Below are 23,233 nucleotides of genomic sequence, written 5' to 3'. Positions count from 1 at the left end.
AGCCGACGGGCTGCTTGGCGGCAGCTTCACTACCGCGACAGAGTTGGCCGGGCAATGTGCTGTGGCCTGTTCCCGTGGATCAAAGGGCAGGTGCTGGAGCAGCTCGGCAGGGTGCCGGGAGCCCTTGGTCTGGGGGGGGATTGCATCAGCTTGACCACGTCGACCCTCCAGTCGGCGACGATTCTGACTGGAGGGCTTGGTGGAGCTATTTAGCGCGATCACCATCGTGACTCAGCGCTCGATGATCTCCTCGACATCCTGCTGCTGCATCTGCCGATCGCGATCGGTCGCATCTTCAAATTCGATCATGCCGGTTTCGTCGTCAATCTCCGGCTTGTCTTCAGCTTCCATGATCTGGCCATCAGTAGTGCGAACCAGATAGTCATTACCGCAACCGGCAAGAATGAACAGGCCCAGCAGGCCAAGGGTAAGCACTTTCCAGTGTTTCATCGGTGGTTCCTCCTTCAGTAAACACATTGGCTGTGACCGAGGGAGGTGCGAGGGGTTCAGAATGAACCTGGAGGCTGTGACCTGGATCACGGCGCCAGAACGGCGCCGCTTGCTGGAAAACGTCAGGCGGCCTGCTGACGCTGAAGTTGGCGACGAATGAAATCGATCGTCGTGTCGGGCTGGGTGATTGGCAGCATGTGCCCACCGTCGATTAGCTCCAGCTCCACGATCGACAACCGGTCGGCCAGAGCCTGCCCCTGTTCCTGCGGATCAAGAATGCGGTCGTGACGGCCGTACAGCACCCCGATGGGAAGATGTAGATCGTCATAGCGCATCTGCATCAGCGGCATCACACTTTCCAGCGCGTTCATATCGCTCGAGGCTGCGATGAAGTGGCTGGGACGCAGGCCGAGCAGGCCGCCACCGCGGATCGGGAAGTCCGCAGGAACGGCTTCGGGACCGAACACAATATCCATAACCTGCTCGCGTTTGCGGATGGACAAGGGCACCGCAAGCGTCCAGCCGACCAGCGCGCGCAGCCAGGGCTGGCGTATCGAAAACGCCGCAAAGGCAGCCGAAACCTTGCTTGGCATGTGGGTCAGCGGTGCGACCAGCGCCAGACCACTTACCTTGTCGGGATGACGCAGCGCCGTTGCCAGCGAAACAGCACCTCCCAGCGAGTGACCGACCAGCAAGGGCTTGCCCAGATGCAGCGCATCGATAACCCCGGCTACCACATCGGCCTGCACCGCAAGCGAGGCGGACGAGCGGGCAGGGCGGATCGAATAGCCACTACCCGGACGGTCAATGGCGATCACCCGGTGCGTTTTGGCCAGCTCGCTGATGACCCCATAACCGAAGTTTTGCGCCACGCCGCTGAGCCCGTGGATCAGCAAAATGGAATCGGGACCGCTGCCTTGCTCGATGTAATGGATCCGATTGCCCATCACGGTAATGAAACTGCCTTCTGGTGGCAGCCCCAGCTCTACGCGCTTGGCAATGAACAGGGTGTAGAGGTACAACCCGGCAATCCCCAGCAACAGCACGATCAGCACAATACTGAACAGATAATTCACGTTGATCTCCTCGTATGATCCGTCACGCGTCGCTGTCGGCCAGCCCTGGCAGCAGGCGCCAGTAGTTGACCGGCATAAGACGCTCCAGCCATGACAGGATGCGGGCGTCGTTGCCAACAATAACCCGTGGCTTGTTGCGCTCGATGCCCCTGAGGATAATTTGTGCCGCCTTGGGCGGTGGCATGCGCAGCAGTCGGTTGGCACGCGCCAGTTTCCTCTGCTTCTCTGCGTCACTTTCACTGTCAGGAGAGCGGGCACTGGTCGCGATAGCAGTGGCGACGCCTCCCGGGTGCACCACGGTGACGCCAACATTGGTGTTGGTCAGCTCCAGTCTCAAGGCGTTGGAGAATCCGCGTACCGCAAACTTGCTCGCACAGTACGCGGTCTGGCCGGCGGGGGTAATGAGCCCGAACAGGCTGGAGATATTCACGATACGTGCCTCAGGCCGCTGTCGGAGCAGCGGCAGAAATGCCCGGCACAGGGTTACTACCGCGTCAAAATTGATCGACATCAGCCAGTCGAAGTTCTCCTCGCTGACCTGATCGAAGGTGCCGCCCAGGGCGACGCCGGCGTTATTGATCAGCAGATCAACACTGCCATGCTCTGCAACGACCGCTGACGGTAATGCGGCAACGGCTGACCGGTCCGATACATCTGTCGGATGCTCGCTGACCCTGGCACCAAGCGCCCGAGCCTGTGTCGCGGTTTCCGCCAGCGAATCGGGGTTGAGGTCCACGAGTGCCAGATGGCAACCACTACGGGCCAGCGCCACTGCCAGAGCCCGGCCGATACCGCTGCCGGCGCCTGTCAGTACTGCTACACAATCCTTGATCTGCATGTTGTCTGTTTTCCTTGTTATTGAAACTGCATCACGCCGTCGTCGATACGGCCGTACTGAATGGTCAGCTTGTCTTTCAGGTAGCTCTGATGCACCTGCCAGGGCGCACGATCCCCCTGTTTGGGCAGCACATTGGCAGCGCGCTGAACGTAACCGGAAGTGAAGTCCAGGAAGGGTTGCTCCTGCACCGACGGGTCGCGGCGGACAACGGCGGTACGGTAGTGGTGCTTGTCCATATAGCGCAGCAGGCGGCAGGCGTAGTTGGCAGTCAGCTCGGCTTTCAGCGTCCAGGAAGCATTGGTGTAGCCAAAGGTCACTATCATATTGGGTACGTCACTGAGCATCATGCCCTTGTAGGACATGCGTTCATTGAAGCGCATCGGCTGCCCGTCAACACACACAGTCACATCGCCAAGGGCGTTCACCTTGAGCCCGGTCGCAGTCACGATGATGTCGGCCTCCAGCTCTTCACCAGAACTCAGGCGGATGCCATTCTCGGTGAAGCTGTCGATGGTATCGGTCACGACGCTGGCGCGACCGGCGCGCACGTCGCGGAACAGGTCGCCATCGGGTACTGCGCAGAGGCGCTGGTCCCATGGTTTGTAATCCGGGGTGAAGTGCTTCATGTCAACATCGCCGACCTGCGTCTTGACCATGTGCAGTACACGTTCCTTGAACTGCTCCGGTCGGCTGCGGGCGATACGATAGAAGAACTGGGTCAGGAAGACGTTTTTCCAGCGGGTCAGCGAATGGGCTGCCTGCAGTGGCAGCCATTTCTGCAGCGTGTGAGCAACGCCGTCACGCTGCGGCCGGGCAACCACATAACTGGGAGTGCGCTGCAGCATGGTTACGTGGGCAGCCTTCGCCGTCATCGAGGGAACCAGAGTAACTGCCGTTGCACCGCTGCCGATGACAACGACGCGCTTGCCAGTGTAATCAAGGTCTTCAGGCCAGAACTGCGGATGAATGATCTGCCCCTTGAATGCCTCTTCGTTTGGAAATGCGGGGCGGTAGCCTTCGTCGTAGCTGTAATAGCCGGAGCAAGAGAACAGGAAACGTGCCTGGTAATGCTCCTCTTGCTCATTACCCTCTGCGTCGGTAAGCAACGCAACCACATCCCACCGCCCATGTTCGCTGGACCAGTTGGCGGATACCACGCGACGCTGGAAGCGGATGTTATGAATGGCGCCCGAGTCTTCGGCAATTTCCTCGATATAGCGCTTGATGTCCGCGCCGTCGGCAATGGACTTGCGGTTGGCCCACGGCTTGTAACTGTAGCTGAGGGTATACATGTCCGAATCGGAGCGGATGCCAGGGTAGCGGAACAGATCCCAGGTTCCGCCGATCGCCGCGCGGCGCTCCAGTATCAGATAGCGCTTGTCGGGGCATTGACTGCTCAGTGCATGTGCGGCGCCGATGCCCGACAGGCCTGCGCCGATGATAAGAACATCCAGTGGTACAGGTTCAAATGCATATTGTTCTTGTGTCATTGTGGTATCCCGTCACGTGGGTAGTGGTGACAATCTAGATTGTCATATACTCTTTGGCAATCCCCGTTGTCAGAATTCACCGAATGAATACAGCTACCTCAGTCAAACGCCGCTATCGTGGCTCCTCAACCGAAGAGCGCAGGGCGCAGCGCCGGCAGCAATTGATCGACGCCGCAACACGTATTTACGGCGAACACGGATACCGGCACTCCGGCGTCAAGCAGGTTTGTGACGCCGCCGGACTGACCCAGCGCTATTTTTACGAGTCCTTCGGGCACAGTGACGAGTTGCTGATTGCCTGCTATGAACAGACCGCACGCAAGGTCCGCGAGCTGAATATGGCTGCAGCCGAAGCTGCCGGAGATGACCGTTCGGCCCGCAGCCGGGCAATGCTGCAGGCGTACTTCACCTATCTGCGGGATCATCCCCAGGAGGCACGCCTGTTACTGGTCGACATTCGGGGTATTAGCCCGTCAGTTGACGAAGCCATAGACCGCTCCCTCAGAGCCAGTAGCCAGGATATGACCCGCGCACTGGCACAGCCCGGTCAGCACTTCGACGAGATGCTGCAGGCCGGTATTCTTGGCGGGGTGATTCATATTGCTCTGTACTGGATGGAAAGCGGCTACCGGCATTCGGTGGAAGCGGTCACCGAGACAGCACTCAAGCTGGGAGCATCGCTGCTGGAGTAGGGTTTGCCGGTTTTGCGCACCCGAGGCGAAGGTGTCAACTTGAAAAGCTCCGCAATGCGCCGACAGTATTCCGGCCAGGGCAAGCGAAGCACCTGACTCGATCTTCTCATGCAGCCATCTGCCGAAAGTATCGGCACTTGCTGGGACACCGCGGAGACGCTGCTCTTACTCCGTCGTACAGGCTGATACAGGGTCGTCGTAGCCGGTAAGCCAACGCTTTCTCCGCCAGGGCAGTATCGGAGTCGGGACAGATATTCTTCCGTGTGCCCTGAGATTCTGCAAAGCAAAAAAAACCCCGCACGAGGCGGGGTTTTTTACGAGGCAGCTATCAGAGCTGAGCGACCGGGATGGACGCAGCGGCTTTCTGGTAGGACTCGATTTCGTTGAAGTTCATGTAGCGGTATACGTCGGCAGCCATGCTGTCGATCTGCGCGGCGTATTCCATGTACTCTTCAACAGTCGGCAGTTTGCCCAGGATCGATGCAACCGAGGCCAGCTCGGCAGACGCCAGGAACACATCTGCACCATCACCCAGACGGTTCGGGAAGTTCCGTGTGGAGGTGGAGACAACGGTCGACTTGGCAGCAACACGTGCCTGGTTACCCATGCACAGCGAGCAGCCCGGCATTTCCATGCGCGCACCGGCCTTGCCGTAGATGCCGTAATAGCCTTCTTCGGTCAGCTGGTACTGGTCCATCTTGGTCGGCGGAGCCAGCCACAGACGGGTCGGGATAGCGCCCTTGTTCTTCTCGAGCAGCTTGCCGGCAGCGCGGAAGTGGCCGATGTTGGTCATGCAGGAACCGATGAAGACTTCGTCGATTTTCTGGCCGGCAACCTCAGACAGCAGACGGGCATCATCCGGATCGTTCGGTGCACACAGTACCGGCTCCTTGATGTCGGCCAGATCGATTTCGATCACGGCGGCATACTCGGCGTCAGCATCGGCAGCCATCAGGCTCGGGTTGGCCAGCCACTCTTCCATGGCCTTGGCGCGACGCTCCAGGGTACGCGGATCCTGATAGCCGTTGGCAATCATCCAGCGCAGCAGGACGATGTTGGACTTCAGGTACTCGGCAACCGACTCTTCGCTCAGCTTGATGGTACAGCCGGCAGCAGAGCGCTCGGCAGACGCATCAGACAACTCGAACGCTTGCTCGGCGGTCAGGTGATCCAGACCTTCGATCTCGAGAATACGGCCGGAGAAGATGTTCTTCTTGCCTTTCTTCTCGACAGTCAGCAGACCTTCCTGAATGGCGTAGTAGGGGATGGCATGAACCAGGTCGCGCAGGGTGATACCAGGCTGCATCTTGCCCTTGAAGCGAACCAGGACGGATTCCGGCATGTCCAGCGGCATTACGCCGGTGGCTGCTGCGAAGGCGACCAGACCGGAGCCGGCCGGGAAGGAGATGCCCATCGGGAAACGGGTGTGAGAGTCACCACCGGTACCAACGGTATCAGGCAGCAGCATGCGGTTCAGCCAGCTGTGGATGATGCCGTCACCCGGACGCAGCGCAACACCGCCACGGTTGTGGATGAAGTCGGGCAGGGTGTGGTGAGTGGTTACGTCGATCGGCTTCGGATACGCCGCGGTGTGACAGAACGACTGCATGACCAGATCGGCAGAGAAGCCCAGGCAAGCCAGGTCCTTCAGCTCGTCACGGGTCATCGGGCCAGTGGTGTCCTGGGAACCGACGGTAGTCATCTTCGGCTCGCAGTAGGTGCCGGGGCGGATGCCCTCAACGCCGCAGGCCTTGCCGACCATCTTCTGTGCCAGGGTGTAACCCTTGCCAGTGTCAGCCGGCTGATCGGGCTTGCGGAACAGGTCGGAAGCGCCCAGACCCAGTTCAGTGCGGGCCTTCTCGGTCAGGCCGCGGCCAATGATCAGCGGGATACGGCCACCAGCGCGAACTTCGTCCAGCAGTACCTGAGTCTTCAGTTCGAAGGTGGTGATGACTTCGTCAGTGCCGTGCTTGCAGACCTTGCCTTCGTAAGGGTACACGTCAATGACGTCGCCCATGTTCAGGTCGGTGCAGTCGAACTCGATCGGCAGCGCGCCGGCGTCTTCCATTGTGTTGTAGAAGATCGGGGCAATCTTGGTGCCGAAGCAGAAGCCGCCAGCACGCTTGTTCGGAACGTAAGGAATGTCGTCGCCGAAGAACCACAGAACCGAGTTGGTTGCAGACTTACGGGAAGAGCCAGTACCAACAACGTCGCCGACGTAGGCAACCGGGAAGCCCTTGGCCTTGGCTTCTTCGATCTGCTTCAGCGGGCCAACAACGCCCGGCTCGGTCGGCTCGATACCGTCACGGGCCATTTTCAGCATGGCCAGAGCGTGCAGCGGGATGTCAGGGCGGGACCAGGCATCCGGAGCCGGAGACAGGTCGTCGGTGTTGGTTTCGCCCGGCACCTTGAATACGGTGAGGGAAATCTTTTCGGCCACAGCAGGCTTGTTGACAAACCATTCGCCGTCAGCCCAGGACTGCAGTACCGCCTTGGCGTGAACGTTGCCAGCCTTGGCTTTTTCGGCAACGTCGTGGAAGGCGTCAAACATCAGCAGGGTGTGCTTGAGTTGTTCGGCAGCAGTGGCGGCCAGTGCTGCGTCGTCCAGCAGCTCCACCAGAGTGGCGATGTTGTAACCGCCCTGCATGGTACCCAGCAGCTCAACTGCGCGCTCTTTGGTCAGCAGCGGCGAGGTGGCTTCGCCCTTGGCGATAGCGGAGAGGAAACCGGCCTTGACGTAGGCGGCTTCGTCTACGCCCGGCGGGACGCGATTGGTGAGCAGGTCAAGCAGAAACTCTTCTTCACCTGCCGGCGGGTTTTTCAGCAGATCAACCAGACCTGCAGTTTGTTCGGCGTTCAGCGGCTGAGGAACGACGCCCTGAGCAGCGCGCTCTTCAACGTGTTTGCGATAGGCTTCAAGCACAGTTATTACCCTCATCAGTCTGTTCCGATCGTGTCGGAACGGTCATCCTCTCGGACTCCGGGAAGCACTGAATAAGCATCTTGGACAAGGGAGTTATTCAGTGCTTCCCTAAAGTGTGGCGACTATAAGACTGTGACAGACGTCTACCCGTTCTGGTGGGGGGCAACCTGGGGTAACTGGTGGCAGATACGTAACGGGTTGCGGGCTGACGCCTGAAACACAGCCCTAACGGCGGGCCGATTCTACAGGATGCCGAACGTAAAGTTAAGTTGCAGCGCAGCTGTATCCCCACTGAGTCAATCAGCTGTTCCGGGTAGGACCGGTCCTTTATCATGCGCATTTTAAGCGTTGGCAACTCGAGTCTATGGCGGATCAACCTCTTTACTACGAAAAAACACCCTGTATCGGTCTGTGTTCGACGGTATACGGCGATCAGGTCTGCCGGGGCTGCAAGCGATTCAGCCATGAGATTGTGGCCTGGAATCGATACGATGTGACGGCGCGCAAGGCGGTCTGGCTGCGACTGGAACACCTGCTTGAACAGATTGTCTGGGCGCGCCTCGAGCTGGTCTCGGCGCTTGAGTTGAGTCAGGCGCTGGAACGTTCCAGAGTGGCAGTGGATGCGGCGATGCCGCTCGGCGTCAAGGTGCAGCGTTGGCTGGCACGGGCGGGAGATCTACCGCTTCAAGCGGCTGGGCTGAGACTGCGGGACCGATGGGAAGGGCTCTCAACCCGGCAGCTCCGGGATGAGATAGATCAAACGTTTCTCGTCTTGTCGCAGGCCTATTACGACCGGCGTGTGCCGCCGGTCGCATGATGCAGGACTACTTTTCCAGCAACGCTTCCAGGTGCGCCAGAGTGTCTTCCGGCTTGAGCACCAGAATATCGCTGTCGAGCTGATCCAGCACCACTTCGGCAGTGTTGCCGATGAGCGCACCAGCCAGCCCCTTGCGGGCGATGGTGCCAATCACCGTAACGCTGGCACCCAGCTGCCCAGCAACCTGGGGGATGAGGAAATCGGCCGGACCTTCTGCAATATGCAGGTGCGCCGAATCGATGCCGTACTGCGTTGTGTATTGGCCGGCCTTTTCCAGGTAGTCGGCGGCGATACGCTCCTTCAACTGGTAATCCGGATCTGCAGACGACAACATCGGGGCAGGGTGAGCGCTGACCAGATGCAGTTGGCCGCCGACCATCTCGGCAATGTCCGCTGCGTGACTGACGATGGTGTCGTGCAGCACGTGGTGCTGGTCATCGTGATTACCGACATCGACCGCCGCCAGCACGTTGCCCTTCATCCAGCTGTCACCATTCTTGACCATCAGAACGGGGGCAGGGCAGTAGCGCAGAAGCTTCCAGTCATCCGGGGTCAGCAGCGCCTTGCGCAGCGGATTGTCGGGGCGGTGCTGCTTGACCACCAGATCGCAGCCCTCACGGGTAACCGCGCGACAAATGGTGTCAGTGAGGTTGTTGTGCCAGTCCTGGGTAACACTGCAGCGAATGCCCTTGGCATCCTGTTCCACTCGCAGGCGTGCCAGCAGATCGCTGTAGTCCTGGCGGTCCTCACAGACCAAAAGATGCAGTTCGCATTCAATAAAACCTGCAATGAGGCTGGCACGGGTCAGCGCAACCTGCTCCTGCTGGGATGGGTCGATAACTACTAGAATGCGTTTGACGGCTTGCATGCGGTTCTCCCTGTCTTGATTTTTTAACGCGTTTGAACGTTGACTTAAATGTAGCCGCTTTTCACCTGGCTTGTGTTGATCCAAGTCTATTCGGGCTGCTGATAGAGTCTCTCAGCAGGTATACTGCCGGGCGTTAAGAACTGACCTGTGACGGACACCATGCTGCCCGAAGAATTGCTCGCGTTTCTGCCTTGCCGAACCCCTGATGCCTGGATCGAACAGGCACTTAACCATCCCGAAGAGCTGCTGATCGACCACGCCAACTGTGAGAAGAAGGCCGCCTCAACTGCGTTGATGCTGATGTTTCGCTACGTCGACAAACCGGATCTGCTGCAAAAAATGTCCCGACTTGCGCGTGAGGAGTTGCGCCATTTCGAGCAGGTTACCAGCATCATGAACAAGCGCGGCATCAGCTATCGAGGGCTGTCTGCCAGCCAATATGCCCAGCGTCTACGCCAGCATGTGCGCACTACCGAGCCAGGCAGGCTGGTCGATACCCTGATTGTCGGTGCGTTTATCGAGGCGCGGTCCTGTGAACGCTTTGCCAAGCTGGCACCGCATCTGGATGAGGAGCTGGGTGATTTCTATCGTTCGCTGCTCAAGTCGGAGGCTCGCCACTATCAGGACTACCTGCGCCTGGCGAAAAACTACGCCGGCGAACCTATTGACGAACATATTGCCCGCTTTGCCGCGGTTGAGCGTGACGCCATTTTCGCTGATGATGCCGACTTTCGGTTCCACAGTGGTGTTGCCGCCTGATCACCGAACTCAGGCTGCGACGAAGAGTCTGTCGTGGTACCACATCCATTTCGGAGCAAGGGAATGAGCATGTCGAGGTTGTCGAGCCTGCAGCAATTTACCCGTCTATGTGCGCTTGGCGCCGGATTGCTGATTGGCGGTGATACGCTGGCAGCAGTCGAGAACAGCTGCGAGCGCATCGTCGCTACTGGCAATCCCGACTACCCCCCACTGGTTTGGGCGCCTGAGGGTGAAAAGGCGCTGACCGGTGTCGCCATTGAAATGTTGCAACTGGCGCTCAAAGACTCGGGGATCCGTATCGAAGTACTGGACCTGGGGTCACGAGCCAAGGCGCTGGAGGCGGTCGAGGCAGGGCAGGTTGACGTGATGGCTGGCCTTTACCTGTCGCGCGAGCGATTGCAGACCCTGGATTTCGTCTATCCGGCGATCATCGATGTACCAAGCGTCATCTTCGTCCGGCGCGGCGCGGCGTTCCCCTACAGCGGCTGGCAAGACCTTCAGGGCCGTCACGGGGCTGCGCAGCAGGGCAGCCGTTTCGGCCTGTCCTTCGACACCTATGCAGCAGACAATCTCGCGCTGGAGCGGTTGAGTACCGGTGAGGCGGCGTTGCGCAAGCTGCTGGACGGCAAGCTCGACTATGTAGTGCTTGAGCGTTATCAGGGGCTGGCTCTGGCCCAGCAGATGGGCGTTGATGCGCAGCTCGATACCCTTGAGGGCTCCTTTATCAACGCGCCGCTTTACCTCGCGGTCTCCCACAACTCGGTGTGCAATTCACCGGCTCTGCGCTCTGCACTGGCCCTGGGCATGCAGGAGCTGGCTCAGCGGAACGAGGCGGGCAGGCTGCTCGACAAGTATCGCCAGCTCTGGGCGGCCCCGTTTCGGCCGGCGACCGAAGCTGCGGACATACCTGTCGCGGAATAACCTCCAGGCCGCCTGCACACAGATGCTTGACGGCTGATCTGTACTGGTCAACTGTATTGTATCTGTAGCTTTTGCAGCGGCAGTGCTGCGAGTTAGTCTTCGCGCTCAGTCACCACTCTGTCGGAGGAAGCCAGTATGACCAGTCTGCTCTATCAAAAAATTGCGCGGCAGCTGGCAGAAGACATCCAGAAGGGCGTATACCGTCCCGGCGAGCGAGTCCCCTCGGTACGCAAGCTGAGCACCCAGAAGGGTGTCAGCCACGCCACGGTGCTGCAGGCCTATGCAACCCTTGAGGATCAGGGGCTGATCCATGCTCGTCCACAATCCGGATACTACGTTCATCAGACTCCGGCACTGACCGCACCAACCCCTCAGATTGCCAGGGTTGAAGCGCCCTACGCGGTGACGCGCAGCAGCATCATTACCGAGATTCTGTCGCAGGCGCGTCGTGAAGGCGCCATCCCGCTTGGAGCGGCAGTGCCGTCGAGTGAATACCTGCCACTGCGGGCGCTGCACCAGCAAATGAGCAAGGTGACGCGCTTCCACAGCCAGAAGGCCTTCAGCTACACCTTCAGTCCCGGATTTGAGCCGCTGCGGCGCCAGGTGGCCATACGCATGCGCGATGCCGGAGCGATGGTAGATCCGGCCAACGTCGTCATTACCAATGGTTGTGTGGAGGCGCTGCAACTGTCTTTGCGTGCAGTCACTCGGCCAGGCGATCTGATTGCAACCGAGTCCCCCAGTTATTACGGTCTGGTGCAGCTGTGCCAGCTACTGGACCTTAAGGTCGTCGAGATCCCTACCGACCCTGACAGCGGACTAAGTCTGGAAGCGCTGCAACGTGCTCTGGACAAGTGGCCGATCAAGGCGCTGGTGATGACCGCAAGAGCGGGCAATCCGATGGGGGCTACCATGCCGGAGGCGCGCCAGCGCAAGCTTGTGGCAATGATGGCGCAGCGTCAGCTGACTATTATTGAAGATGACATCTATGGCGAGCTGATGTTTGATCATGGCCAGTCCAAGGCACTCAAGGCTTATGACTGCTCGGACACCGTGATTTACTGCTCCAGTTTCTCCAAGACCATTTCACCCGGAGTGCGCACCGGCTGGCTGGTTACGCGGCGCTATCAGGAGGCCATTGAGCAGCTGCAGACTTTTACGACGCTGTCGGCTTGCAGTGTCAGCCAGATGGCGGTTGCGGCCTATCTTGAGAACGGCGGTTACGACCGGCACCTGAGGCATATTCGTCAGGAATATTGCAAAAACCTTAGCCAGTTCCAGCTTGCGGTCCAGCAATATTTCCCCGAGGGTACTCAGATCACCAGGCCAAAGGGCGGCTTCATTCTCTGGGTCAGCCTGCCGGGCGGCGTAGACACGCTGACGCTGTTCAACCGTGCAATGGCCCACAACATCAGCATCGCCCCGGGAGTGGTCTTTAGCAACTCCGACCAGTTCAACCACTGCCTGCGTCTGAACTGCGGCATCCCGTGGAATCGGGCGACAGAGCAGGCGGTCATGACGCTTGGCGTGCTGGCACGTCAGTTGATTCTTGAAACAGAACAGTCCAGAGTAGAGAGTCAAAGAAAAATAGCAATTTAAATCAAATAGTTATAGCCTTTATTTAAAGTAAAAAAGCCTGCATGTGCAGGCTTTTTTGATTCTGTCTGAAGCTATTGGGCAGCAGCAGCGCTGGCACTTTCACGCAGCTTTTGGTGTTCCCGGGTCAGCTTCTGCGACAGTTCGATGATCTGCTCACGCATCCAGCGGTTGGCGGGATCCTGATCAGTGCTCTCGTGCCAGAACAGGTGGGTTTCGATGGCAGGCACATCATCGATTGGCAGCGTCGTCCAGTGGAGGTTATGTCGCTGCGCGAACCGCTCATGCACCGTCATGATCAGGTCCGTTGACTCAAGCACCAGTGGCGCCATCTGATAATGCTGCGAACGCATGACAACGCGGCGCTGAATACCCATTTTGCCCAGAGCCAGATCCACATGACCCAGGCCGTTGCGACGGCTGGAGATATGTATGTGTGACTGGGCAAGATAATCGTCCAGAGTGATCTTGTCTTTCTTGGCCAGCGGATGCCCCTTGCGCATCACGCAGACATGGCGATCTTCGAACAACTTGACGTGACGAACCTGAGTATCGGTATTCAGCGGCGCATCAATGGCAAAATCCAGTCGCCCGGCGGCCAGCTCCTTGGTGGTTTCGCGGCGCTTGATCAGGAAACTGTCAATGTTGATGTTGGGCGCAGACCGGCGAATGCGAGAGGCCAGATGCGGCAGAATGACCGCCTCGGTGAGGTCCGTCATGCTGATGCGATAGGTTTTGGTTGCCTGCTCGGGAACGAAACTGCGACTTTCCTGCACCGACACCCGCAGCAGCTGAAGGGCGTTGCGAACAGGCGTGATGATATTTTGCGCCATTGGCGTCGGCACCATGCCCTGGGCCGTGCGCACGAACAGCGGATCGTTGAAGGTCTCGCGCAATCGAGCCAGCGCGTTACTGACCGCAGGTTGAGTGATGCCGACGATCTGGCCAGCCCTTGTCAGATTGGCTTCGGTGTAGATCGCGTCAAAGACAATGAACAGATTCAGGTCGACCTTACTGAGGTTCATCGCAACTTCCTTTAGTTAAATGACTCACGTCGAGACAAGGCAGTTCAGCACAAGGGCCAAGTATATATCGCTTATGAATGTTAATACACGGCAAAAATAGGTTAGATAAATCCATTAGCGTCATCTAGCATTTTGATCGTCGATACCAAACCAACCAAAGGCAACCACTATGGATTTCGGATACTCCCCCAAGGTTAAAGAGCTGCGCGAGCGCGTAGACAGCTTCATGCAGGAGCATGTGTTCCCGGCTGAACCCATCTTTCACCAGCAGGTAGCGGAAGGCGACCGCTGGCAGCCCACTGCCATCGTTGAGGAGCTGAAAGTCAAGGCGCGCGCAGCCGGACTGTGGAACCTGTTCCTGCCGGAGTCCGACCTTGGGGCAGGCCTCACCAACCTGGAATACGCACCGCTGGCCGAACTGATGGGCCGTTCCGGCCTGGCGTCTGAAGCCTTTAACTGCAGCGCTCCCGATACCGGCAACATGGAAACCATCGTTCGCTACGGTTCCGAAGAGCACAAGGAAAAGTGGCTCAAGCCCCTGCTGGCCGGTGAGATCCGCTCCTGCTTCGGTATGACCGAGCCGGGCGTTGCTTCCTCTGATGCCACCAACATGCAAGCCAATGCGCGCCGCGAAGGTGACGAGTGGGTCATCAACGGCCGCAAATGGTGGACTTCCGGTGCTTGCGACCCGCGCTGCAAGATCATGATTTTCATGGGTCTGACCAACCCTGATGCGCCGCGTCACCAGCAGCACTCCATGATTCTGGTGCCGATGGACTCCCCCGGCCTGAAAGTAATCCGCCCATTGCCCGTGTTTGGTTACGACGATGCGCCGCACGGTCATGCCGAAGTAGTGCTGGAAAACGTCCGCGTACCATACTCCAACGTACTGCTGGGCGAGGGTCGCGGTTTCGAGATCGCTCAAGGTCGCCTCGGCCCGGGCCGCATCCACCACTGCATGCGCTCCATTGGTGCGGCAGAGCGTGCGCTCGAGCTGATGTGCAAGCGTTCCGTCGAGCGTGAAGCCTTTGGCAAGCGCCTGGCTCAACTGGGTGGCAACATCGACCTGATCGCCCAATCGCGCATCGAGATCAATCAGGCTCGCCTGCTGACCCTGAACGCCGCTTACATGATGGATACCGTAGGCAACAAGGTCGCCAAGAGCGAAATCGCTCAGATCAAGGTGGTAGCACCGAACGTTGCGCTGAACGTCATTGATCGCGCCATTCAGATGCATGGCGGTGCGGGTGTTTCAGACGACTTCCCGCTGGCTCACATGTATGCCATGCAGCGCACGCTGCGCCTGGCAGACGGTCCGGACGAAGTTCACCGTGCAGCTATCGGCAAACTGGAAGTCGGCAAGTACATGCCGCGCTAAGCTTCCGGCTGTTAAAAAACCCGCTCTCGCAGCGGGTTTTTTAATGTCGGCTGATGCCTCACGGGGCACTCTGGCGAATTGACCTGCTTGAGCCGGAAGCCGGTCGGGCATCGGGGTCTGATTTGGCGGGCGCAACAACGCACACCCGATTTGCTCGGATGAGACAGAGTCTGGGTGGCGTTGCGATCAGCCGGGCGAGGGCAGGGAGGCCCGGCAGGGGACTGCGACTATCAGCGGGCGCGGTAGGTAATGCGACCTTTGGTCAGGTCGTAGGGGGTCAGTTCAACGCGTACCTTGTCGCCAGTCAGGATGCGAATATAGTTCTTGCGCATCTTGCCTGAAATGTGGGCAGTCACGACATGGCCGTTTTCCAGTTCAACGCGGAACATGGTGTTCGGCAGGGTGTCGATGATGGTGCCTTCCATTTCAATGCTGTCTTCTTTTGCCATTAAGCAACGACCTCTCGGGGTGGATTCTGGGTGGGCTATTGGTTGGTTACCCACAAAAAAGGTGGCCAATTGTGCCTGAAAACCGCACTTGAGCCAAGTTTGGCTGGATATTTTTACTGTTTATGTCGTTTCAGGTCAGGCGAACCCATTGCTGATTCACCAGCATCTCGAGTGGTCGGTACTCGGTTTTATAGTTCATCTTTCGGCAATTTCGGATCCAGTAGCCGAGATAAACCGCTGCGAGCCCTTGTCTGCGAGTCTCCTCGACCTGCCAGAGGATGGCATAACGGCCGAGACTGCGACGGGTTTCATCCGGCTCAAAGAAGGTGTAGACGGCCGATAATCCGTTATTCAGTTGATCGGTAACCGCTACAGCCAGCAAGCGATCCTCTTGATCCCGGAACGCATAAAAGCGGCAGAACTCCCAATTCTTGGCAAGAAAGGAGGCGAACTGATCCTTACTGGGGGGATACATGTCGCCATCTGCATGACGCGCGCAAATGTAGCGCTCGTATAGCGCGTAGATCTCGTCTGTCAGCTCAGGCTTGAGCTCGAATACCTGCAAGTCACGATTTCGCTTGAGTATTCGCTTCTGGGCCGAGGTGGGAGTGAAGGCATCGACAGGAATACGCGCCGGAATGCAGGCGTTGCAGTCCTTGCAATGCGGACGATAGAGATGATCGCCGCTGCGCCGAAACCCGAGATCAGAGAGCTGGCTGTATGTTTCCAGGTTGATCGGCTGCTGCGGATCAAGGAACAACGTCGTCGCCCGCTGATCCGGCAGATAGCTGCAAGGATGAGGGTGCGTGGCGTAAAACTTGAGTTGCGACAGGTCGGTCATGGGGTCTTCCCGGACAGCACTGGCCCGAGTATACGGCGAGCCTTGCGCGGGTTCAAAGCGCGTGCTGTCGCCATGCGTCTGCTGCATCTGGAGGGCACAGCCTTGCCAGCTCATGCAAAAAGGCTGCTCGCGGCATGCTTTCGGCACCCAGACTGAACAGGTGGTCCGTTGGCATCTGACAGTCGATCAACTCAAAGCCCCATTGCCCGAGTTGTTCAACCAGCGTTATGAACCCCAGCTTGGAGGCATTGCTCGCTCGGCTGAACATGGATTCACCAAAAAACACCTTGCCCAGCGCAACGCCATACAGGCCACCAACCAAAAGGCCGTCCTGCCAGACTTCTACCGAGTGGGCGATGCCCGCACGATGCAGATCGATGTAGGCCTGCTGCATCTGCGGGGTGATCCAGGTGCCGTCGGCGTAGTGCCGGGGCTCCGCGCAGGCGCGAATGACGGAGGAGAAGTCCTGGTCGAGGGTGACCCGCATACGCTGCTGGCGGATCAGCTTGCGCATGCTGCGCGAGACATGCAGGCCGTCCGGCCGCAGAACCGTTCTGGGATCAGGGCACCACCACAGGATCGGCTGGCCAGGGGCGTACCACGGGAAGATTCCATGCCGGTAGGCGGTGATCAGGCGTGGAACCGATAAATCGCCGCCGGCAGCCAGCAACCCGTTTGGTTCTTCCATCGCATGATCGGCAGACGGAAAGGCAAGGTCCTTTGCAGTTAACCAGGTCAGGTGCGCCATACGTGCTCCAGGTCCGCTTCAGTAATTCAAATGGTTTATCAGATTCGGGTTATAAGCTATTGTCCTGAATGAATAAAGCAGTACGCCGGGGCGGAACATTCAGAGCGCCTGACTGTCTGCTGTCCGATCAATGTGCCACGCGGTTATGAAATCGGCCTGATCAAGCCTTACAATATCCGCCTGAATCCAAATGGAAGCGTTGTTTTGAAGGAAACTGCAGCCCAGAAAATGTCGATGCCGTGGCGTGAGCAGCTGGCGTTGCGCCTGCGTGAGGGCGCCTTGCTGGCCATGATAGCCCTGTGCCTCTACCTGTGCATGGCGTTGTTTACCTTCGAGCCCAGCGATCCGGGCTGGACCCGCAGCAGCGGCAGTGCCGACGTACAGAATGCAGGGGGCGCCATGGGGGCCTGGATCGCCGACGTGCTGTTGCTGTCGCTCGGCTACCTGGCATTTCTGTTCCCGCTCATCGTCGCAGTAAAGGTGTACCAGATGTTCCGTCGGCGCCATGAGCCCATGATATGGAACGGCTGGCTGTTTTCCTGGCGGCTGATCGGCTTTGTGCTGACGCTGTTTGCCGGTACGGCGCTGGCAGCGCTGCATGGCTCTCCGGGTGCCCACTTCCCCGAAGGCGCAGGCGCGGGAGGTGTGTTGGGCCAACTGTTGCGCGACCTGACTTACCCTGCGCTCAACATGCAGGGCAGCACCTTGCTGTATCTGACCCTGTTTCTGTTCGGGCTGACCGTTTTCACCAACCTGTCGTGGCTGCGGGTTATGGATATTACCGGGCGGCTTACGCTGGACCTGTTTGATCTGCTCAAGCGCGCCTGGGCCGGGTGGCGGGGCCGACGCGCGGCATCGTCTGTTGCGGTTGCTCCGGCGCGCGAGCCGCGCCCGGCCCCCGGACCGCGCAAGGAGCCCTCATTCAGCGCAGAGGAACAGAAACGGGCGGACGCATCGCGTGCTCAGCGCCAGGAAGCGCTGGCCAGGCATGTGGCCTCACAAGAAAACCGCACTCCGCCGGAAATTGTCCCGCTGGATACCAAACCGGTGGAGGCCAGCGTTCGCACCCAGAAGGAAAAACAGGTCCGCCTGTTTACCGACGCAGCCGACCCTGACTCATTGCCGCCCATTTCGCTGCTGGACCCGGCCAGCAAGAAAACAAAAGGCTTTTCTGCCGAATCACTGGAAGGCATGTCGCGGCTGCTTGAAATCAAGCTCAAGGACTTTGGCGTCGACGCTCAGGTCGAGAAAGTGCAGCCAGGGCCGGTTATCACCCGGTTTGAAATTCAGCCTGCCCCGGGCGTGAAGGTCAGCAAGATTTCCAACCTGGCCAAGGACCTGGCACGCTCGCTTGCCGTCATCAGTGTGCGCGTGGTTGAGGTCATTCCGGGCAAGACCACGGTAGGGATCGAGATTCCCAACGAGGATCGCGAGATCGTGCGCTTGTCCGAAGTGCTGGAAACCCGCGAGTTCGACGAAGCCCAGTCCCCGGTCACCCTGGCCCTTGGGCACGATATCGGCGGTCATCCGGTGATGGCGGACCTTGCCAAAATGCCCCACCTGCTGGTCGCAGGTACCACGGGCTCAGGTAAATCGGTTGGCGTTAACGCCATGCTGCTGAGCATCCTGTTCAAGGCCACGCCCTCGGAAGTGCGTCTGATCATGGTTGACCCGAAGATGCTCGAGCTATCCATCTACGAGGGGATTCCGCACCTGCTGGCACCGGTCGTGACCGATATGAAGGAAGCCTCCAACGCGCTGCGCTGGTGTGTCGCCGAGATGGAGCGCCGCTACAAGCTGATGGCCGCAATGGGCGTGCGCAACCTGGCCGGGTTCAACCGCAAGGTTAAAGACGCCGCCAAGGCTGGCACACCGCTGACCGATCCGCTGTATCGCCGCGAAAGCATGGATGACCTGCCGCCGGAACTTGAGGCGCTGCCGGTGATCGTAGTGGTAATCGACGAATTTGCCGACATGATGATGATCGTCGGCAAGAAGGTCGAGGAACTGATTGCGCGTATTGCCCAAAAGGCTCGTGCTGCCGGCATTCACCTGATTCTGGCAACGCAGCGCCCATCGGTGGACGTGATCACCGGCCTTATCAAGGCAAACATTCCGACCCGTATGGCCTTCCAGGTATCCAGCAAGATCGACTCGCGCACCATCCTGGATCAGGGTGGGGCAGAGCAACTGCTGGGGCACGGTGACATGCTCTACATGCCTCCCGGCACCAGCCTGCCGGTGCGGGTACACGGCGCCTTTGTCTCCGATGATGAGGTCCATCGCCTGGTAGATGCGTGGAAACAGCGTGGCGAGCCGGATTACATCCAGGACATTCTGGACGGTGCCGACGACTCCGCAGCCAGCGGCAGCTATGATGGCGGCAGCGGCGGCGAGGACAGCGAGGAGGACGCGCTGTACGACGAAGCCGTGCGCTTCGTCACCGAAAGCCGTCGGGCGTCCATCTCGGCAGTACAGCGCAAGCTCAAGATTGGCTATAACCGCGCCGCGCGCATGATCGAAGCCATGGAAATGGCCGGCGTGGTTACCTCAATGAATACCAATGGCTCGCGCGAGGTCATCGCACCGCCGCCGATCCGCGACTGAGTGGAGAAACGCATTATCATGTTGAATATTCTGTCTGGCTGGCGTTGGCTGGGGCTGTGTGCGGCGCTGCTCGGTACGCCGGTACTGGCGCAGGACGCTGCAGACGCGGCAGCGCAGCGCCTGAACGAGCTGCTCTCGGCAGCCAATACCCTGACCGCCAACTTTTCCCAGATGACGCTGAGCTCCAACGGTTCCAATTTGCAGGAAACCAGCGGCCAGGTAACCCTGCAGCGTCCCGGCAAGTTCCGCTGGCATACCGATCCGCCACTGGAGCAGGTGCTGGTCTCCGACGGCCAACAGGTCTGGCTGTATGACCCTGACCTGATGCAGGTCACTATTCAGAAGCTGGATCAGCGCCTAACTCACACGCCGGCACTGCTGCTGTCGGGTGATGTCAGCACCCTCACGGACAACTTCAGCATCCGCTGGACTCAGGGTGGCAGCGTGGATGACTTTGTGCTGACGCCCAAGGCCAGTGACACCATGTTCGAGACTCTGAGGCTGTCTTTCCGTGACGGACTGATCAACGACATGCAGCTCAATGACCCGATCGGCCAGCGCACCAATATCCTGTTCCAGAACGTTGTGCTGAATGCACCGGTAGCCGGGTCACAGTTTACCTTCGAGGTGCCGGACGGAGTCGACGTCATCAGTGAATAACCGCGGCCTGTTTGCGCCGCCGGCGCCGCGCGAGCCGCTGGCAGCGCGAATGCGTCCGCGCACGCTCGATGAATACGCTGGCCAGGAGCATCTGCTCGGGGCCGGTCGACCGCTGCGCACCGCGCTTGAGCAGGGCGCTCTGCACTCGATGATCTTCTGGGGCCCGCCGGGCGTCGGCAAAACGACCCTGGCACGGCTGATCGCCACCGTGAGTGACGCCCACTTTGAAACCCTGTCTGCCGTACTGGCCGGGGTAAAGGATATTCGCCAGGCGGTGGACATTGCCCGCCAGAACTACGCCGCCAATGGCCGCCGCACTATCCTGTTTGTCGATGAGGTCCATCGTTTCAACAAGGCCCAGCAGGACGCCTTCCTGCCGTATGTCGAAGACGGTACGCTGTTGTTTATTGGCGCCACCACGGAAAACCCCTCCTTTGAACTGAACAACGCGCTGCTGTCCCGTGCCCGGGTGTATGTGCTCAAGGGGCTTGATGAAGACGCGCTGGGTGGTCTGCTTGATCGCGCCCTGACAGACAGCGAGCGTGGGCTCGGCGCACTGCAGCTGCAATTGGCGCCGCAGGCCCGGCAGCTGCTGCTCGATGCATCCGATGGAGACGCCCGCCGATTGCTGAACCTGCTGGAGATCGCTGCCGATCTGGTGGAACAGGGCGGCGTGATTGAAGCCGATCTGCTTGGCGAGTTGCTAAGTGATACCCGCCGCCGTTTCGACAAGGGCGGCGAAGCCTTTTATGATCAGATTTCCGCGCTGCACAAGTCGGTGCGAGGCTCCAATCCGGATGCCGCTCTGTACTGGTTCGCGCGTATGCTCGATGGCGGCTGTGATCCCCTGTATATCGCCCGTCGCGTCGTGCGCATGGCCAGCGAGGACATTGGCAACGCCGATCCCCGCGCATTGACGCTGTGCCTCAACGCCTGGGATGTCCAGGAACGCCTTGGCAGCCCGGAAGGCGAGCTGGCGGTGGCCCAGGCCATCACCTATCTGGCTTGTGCGCCGAAGAGCAACGCGGTGTATAACGCATTCAACACCGCCATGCGTGATGTTGCCGGCCAGGGGTCGCTGGACGTGCCGATGCATTTACGTAATGCGCCGACCAAGCTGATGAAAGACCTGGGTTACAACGAGGGCTATCGCTACGCCCACGACGAGCCCGAAGCCTATGCCGCCGGTGAAGACTATTTCCCTGAGGCGCTTGAGCCTCGCCGCTATTACCAGCCGGTCCCGCGCGGGCTTGAACTGAAAATCGCCCAGAAGCTGCAGCACTTGCGATCACTGGACGCGGCGAGCAGCAGGCAACGGAGGAAGGATGATTAAGCTGTATCTGGCTGTCATGCTGGGCGGCTCGCTGGGAGCGGCGGCACGTTATGGTGTGGCGCAGTGGTCAGCTGCCCACTGGCCCAAGCTGTTCCCGTTACCGACCTTGATCGTGAATCTGCTCGGATGCCTGCTGATCGGTGTACTATACGGCCTTTGGCTGGATCGCCCGGACCTGTCCCCCATGCTGCGCCAAACGCTGGTAGTGGGGTTCCTTGGTGCCTTTACCACCTTCTCGACCTTCTCGCTGGATACCCTCCGGATGCTGGAGAACGGTGAAGGTCTGCTGGCTCTGGCTTACATTCTGCTCAGTGTGTGCGTTGGTTTGTTCGCCACCTGGGCCGGCCTGTCGCTCGCGCGCTGACCGGCTGCCACCTGAAACTGTTGAAGATGATGACCCATGCTTGACGCAAAACTCGTTCGTACCCAACCGCAACTGCTCGCCGAGCGCCTTGCCACCCGCGGCTATGAGCTGGACCTCGCTCAGCTCGAGGCGCTGGAGTCCCGGCGCAAGGACGTTCAGACCCGCACCGAAAGTCTGCAGGCCGAACGCAACAGTCGCTCCAAGTCGATCGGGCAGGCCAAGGCGCGTGGCGAAGATATTCAGCCGCTGCTGGCTGACGTCGACCGCATGGGCAACGAGTTGGCTCAAGCCAAACAGGAACTCGAGGCAATCCAGGTCGAGCTGGACGCCATGCTGCTGAGCATGCCCAACCTGCCGGCCGAGACAGTCCCGGTAGGCAAGGATGAAAACGAGAATGTCGAAGTGCGCCGCTGGGGTACGCCGCGTGCATTCGACTTCGAGGTCAAGGACCACGTCGCACTGGGCGAGCAGCACGGCTACCTGGATTTTGAAACGGCCGCCAAATTGTCTGGTGCCCGCTTTGCCCTGATGCGCGGCCCGATTGCCCGTTTGCACCGCGCGCTGGCCCAGTTCATGCTGGATCTGCATGTTAACGAGCATGGTTACGAAGAGGCCTACACACCGTATCTGGTGCAGGCCGAAGCCCTGCAAGGCACCGGTCAGCTGCCCAAGTTCGAAGAAGACCTGTTCAAGATCAAGCGCGGTGAAGACCAGCGCGACCTGTACCTGATCCCGACTGCCGAGGTCTCGCTGACCAATATCGTCAGCCAGAGCATCGTTGCCGCCGAGGAGCTGCCGATCAGGCTGACCGCACACACCCCCTGTTTCCGCAGTGAGGCCGGTTCCGCCGGTCGCGATACCCGCGGCATGATTCGTCAGCATCAGTTCGACAAGGTCGAGATGGTGCAGATCGTTCGCCCTGAAGACTCTGCTGCCGCGCTGGAAGAGCTCACAGGTCACGCTGAAGACGTACTCAAGCGTCTGGAGCTGCCGTACCGCACCATGGCCCTGTGCACAGGCGACATGGGCTTTAGCGCCCAGCAGACTTACGATCTTGAGGTATGGATTCCGAGTCAGGGCAAGTATCGCGAGATCTCCTCCTGCTCCAACTGTGGCGATTTCCAGGCCCGTCGCATGCAGGCGCGCTGGCGCAATCCGGAAACCGGCAAGCCGGAACTGGTGCATACCCTTAATGGCTCGGGGCTTGCAGTGGGGCGCACCCTGGTGGCCGTGCTGGAAAACTACCAGCAGGCAGATGGCAGCATTGAAGTGCCGCAGGCCCTGCGCAGCTACATGGGCGGACTGGAGCGTATCGGCTAAGCCGAAGCCTCCAGCCTCACCAACAGCGGGAGCCAATGGCTCCCGCTTTGCCTTTTAATGATGTATGCCGAGGAAGCG

21 protein-coding genes are annotated in these 23,233 nt (G+C 59.4%); 11 read left to right on the top strand and 10 right to left on the bottom strand.

From position 1 onward, the window contains the following. Positions 1-231 precede the first annotated feature (231 nt). The 4 genes from B7O88_RS05860 to B7O88_RS05845 form a co-directional block, all read right to left on the bottom strand. Positions 232-450, bottom strand: a complete 219-nt coding sequence (locus tag B7O88_RS05860; RefSeq protein WP_088274265.1) for a YgdI/YgdR family lipoprotein — start codon at positions 448-450, stop codon at positions 232-234. A gap of 122 nt (positions 451-572) precedes the next feature. Continuing rightward, the gene (locus B7O88_RS05855) at positions 573-1,526 is read right to left on the bottom strand and encodes an alpha/beta fold hydrolase (RefSeq protein WP_088274264.1); all 954 of its coding nucleotides are present in this window, start codon (positions 1,524-1,526) and stop codon (positions 573-575) included. A gap of 22 nt (positions 1,527-1,548) precedes the next feature. Then, positions 1,549-2,364 (bottom strand): SDR family NAD(P)-dependent oxidoreductase, encoded by an 816-nt coding sequence (locus tag B7O88_RS05850; RefSeq protein WP_088274263.1) that lies wholly within the window; start codon positions 2,362-2,364, stop codon positions 1,549-1,551. 17 nt (positions 2,365-2,381) lie between these two features. Next, positions 2,382-3,854 carry a flavin-containing monooxygenase gene (locus tag B7O88_RS05845; RefSeq protein WP_088274262.1) on the bottom strand — a complete coding sequence of 491 codons (1,473 nt, stop codon included), beginning with the start codon at positions 3,852-3,854 and terminating at the stop codon, positions 2,382-2,384. A gap of 83 nt (positions 3,855-3,937) precedes the next feature. On the opposite strand from B7O88_RS05845, the gene B7O88_RS05840 reads away from it, so the two are divergent. Beyond that, on the top strand, positions 3,938-4,546 hold the full coding sequence (locus B7O88_RS05840; RefSeq protein WP_088274261.1) for a TetR/AcrR family transcriptional regulator: 609 nt from the start codon (positions 3,938-3,940) through the stop codon (positions 4,544-4,546). Positions 4,547-4,874: 328 nt separating this feature from the next. Here B7O88_RS05840 and acnB read toward each other — a convergent pair whose 3' ends face one another. Then, positions 4,875-7,469, bottom strand: a complete 2,595-nt coding sequence (gene acnB, locus B7O88_RS05835; protein WP_088274260.1) for a bifunctional aconitate hydratase 2/2-methylisocitrate dehydratase — start codon at positions 7,467-7,469, stop codon at positions 4,875-4,877. A 364-nt stretch (positions 7,470-7,833) separates the two neighbouring features. On the opposite strand from acnB, the gene B7O88_RS05830 reads away from it, so the two are divergent. Further along, entirely contained in the window at positions 7,834-8,286 is a 453-nt protein-coding gene (locus tag B7O88_RS05830; protein WP_088274259.1) for a DUF1289 domain-containing protein, read from the top strand. A 7-nt stretch (positions 8,287-8,293) separates the two neighbouring features. On the opposite strand, the gene B7O88_RS05825 is transcribed toward B7O88_RS05830, so the two are convergent. Next, entirely contained in the window at positions 8,294-9,154 is an 861-nt protein-coding gene (locus tag B7O88_RS05825) for a universal stress protein (protein WP_088274258.1), read from the bottom strand. 159 nt (positions 9,155-9,313) lie between these two features. On the opposite strand from B7O88_RS05825, the gene B7O88_RS05820 reads away from it, so the two are divergent. From B7O88_RS05820 to B7O88_RS05810, 3 genes are all read left to right on the top strand, one after another. Continuing rightward, the gene (locus B7O88_RS05820) at positions 9,314-9,913 is read left to right on the top strand and encodes a MiaE family protein (protein ID WP_088274345.1); all 600 of its coding nucleotides are present in this window, start codon (positions 9,314-9,316) and stop codon (positions 9,911-9,913) included. 69 nt (positions 9,914-9,982) lie between these two features. Further along, positions 9,983-10,834 carry a substrate-binding periplasmic protein gene (locus tag B7O88_RS05815; RefSeq protein WP_160003147.1) on the top strand — a complete coding sequence of 284 codons (852 nt, stop codon included), beginning with the start codon at positions 9,983-9,985 and terminating at the stop codon, positions 10,832-10,834. A 135-nt stretch (positions 10,835-10,969) separates the two neighbouring features. Next, entirely contained in the window at positions 10,970-12,433 is a 1,464-nt protein-coding gene (locus B7O88_RS05810; RefSeq protein WP_088274256.1) for an aminotransferase-like domain-containing protein, read from the top strand. Positions 12,434-12,504: 71 nt separating this feature from the next. Here the strand turns inward: B7O88_RS05810 and B7O88_RS05805 are convergent, their stop codons facing one another. Beyond that, positions 12,505-13,455 (bottom strand): LysR family transcriptional regulator, encoded by a 951-nt coding sequence (locus tag B7O88_RS05805; protein ID WP_088274255.1) that lies wholly within the window; start codon positions 13,453-13,455, stop codon positions 12,505-12,507. Positions 13,456-13,624: 169 nt separating this feature from the next. Here B7O88_RS05805 and B7O88_RS05800 point away from each other — a divergent pair, with 169 nt between their 5' ends. Further along, positions 13,625-14,833, top strand: a complete 1,209-nt coding sequence (locus B7O88_RS05800) for an acyl-CoA dehydrogenase (RefSeq protein ID WP_088274254.1) — start codon at positions 13,625-13,627, stop codon at positions 14,831-14,833. Between the two features lie 230 nt (positions 14,834-15,063). Here B7O88_RS05800 and infA read toward each other — a convergent pair whose 3' ends face one another. From infA to aat, 3 genes are all read right to left on the bottom strand, one after another. Next, the gene (infA, locus tag B7O88_RS05795) at positions 15,064-15,282 is read right to left on the bottom strand and encodes a translation initiation factor IF-1 (RefSeq protein WP_080050557.1); all 219 of its coding nucleotides are present in this window, start codon (positions 15,280-15,282) and stop codon (positions 15,064-15,066) included. A gap of 130 nt (positions 15,283-15,412) precedes the next feature. After that, a complete protein-coding gene (locus B7O88_RS05790; RefSeq protein ID WP_088274253.1) occupies positions 15,413-16,123 on the bottom strand; it encodes an arginyltransferase in 711 nt (236 codons plus the stop codon). Between the two features lie 52 nt (positions 16,124-16,175). Then, entirely contained in the window at positions 16,176-16,871 is a 696-nt protein-coding gene (gene aat, locus B7O88_RS05785) for a leucyl/phenylalanyl-tRNA--protein transferase (RefSeq protein ID WP_088274252.1), read from the bottom strand. A gap of 204 nt (positions 16,872-17,075) precedes the next feature. On the opposite strand from aat, the gene B7O88_RS05780 reads away from it, so the two are divergent. The 5 genes from B7O88_RS05780 to serS are packed head-to-tail and all read left to right on the top strand — an operon-like array spanning position 17,076 to position 23,155. Continuing rightward, complete coding sequence (locus B7O88_RS05780; RefSeq protein ID WP_412779061.1) at positions 17,076-19,478, top strand: DNA translocase FtsK; 2,403 nt, start codon at positions 17,076-17,078, stop codon at positions 19,476-19,478. An 18-nt stretch (positions 19,479-19,496) separates the two neighbouring features. Then, positions 19,497-20,138, top strand: a complete 642-nt coding sequence (gene lolA, locus B7O88_RS05775; RefSeq protein ID WP_088274250.1) for an outer membrane lipoprotein chaperone LolA — start codon at positions 19,497-19,499, stop codon at positions 20,136-20,138. A gap of 49 nt (positions 20,139-20,187) precedes the next feature. Continuing rightward, complete coding sequence (locus tag B7O88_RS05770) at positions 20,188-21,471, top strand: replication-associated recombination protein A (RefSeq protein ID WP_088274344.1); 1,284 nt, start codon at positions 20,188-20,190, stop codon at positions 21,469-21,471. Continuing rightward, on the top strand, positions 21,464-21,835 hold the full coding sequence (crcB, locus tag B7O88_RS05765) for a fluoride efflux transporter CrcB (protein ID WP_088274249.1): 372 nt from the start codon (positions 21,464-21,466) through the stop codon (positions 21,833-21,835). The genes B7O88_RS05770 and crcB overlap by 8 nt, the downstream gene beginning before the upstream one ends. A gap of 36 nt (positions 21,836-21,871) precedes the next feature. Beyond that, positions 21,872-23,155 carry a serine--tRNA ligase gene (gene serS / locus B7O88_RS05760; RefSeq protein WP_088274248.1) on the top strand — a complete coding sequence of 428 codons (1,284 nt, stop codon included), beginning with the start codon at positions 21,872-21,874 and terminating at the stop codon, positions 23,153-23,155. Positions 23,156-23,233 lie beyond the last annotated feature (78 nt).

This window comes from Halopseudomonas aestusnigri, from assembly GCF_002197985.1.
Classification (GTDB): domain Bacteria; phylum Pseudomonadota; class Gammaproteobacteria; order Pseudomonadales; family Pseudomonadaceae; genus Halopseudomonas; species Halopseudomonas aestusnigri.
The sequence above is the reverse complement of the archived record's forward strand: the minus strand, read 5'-3'. Positions and strand labels throughout refer to the sequence as shown.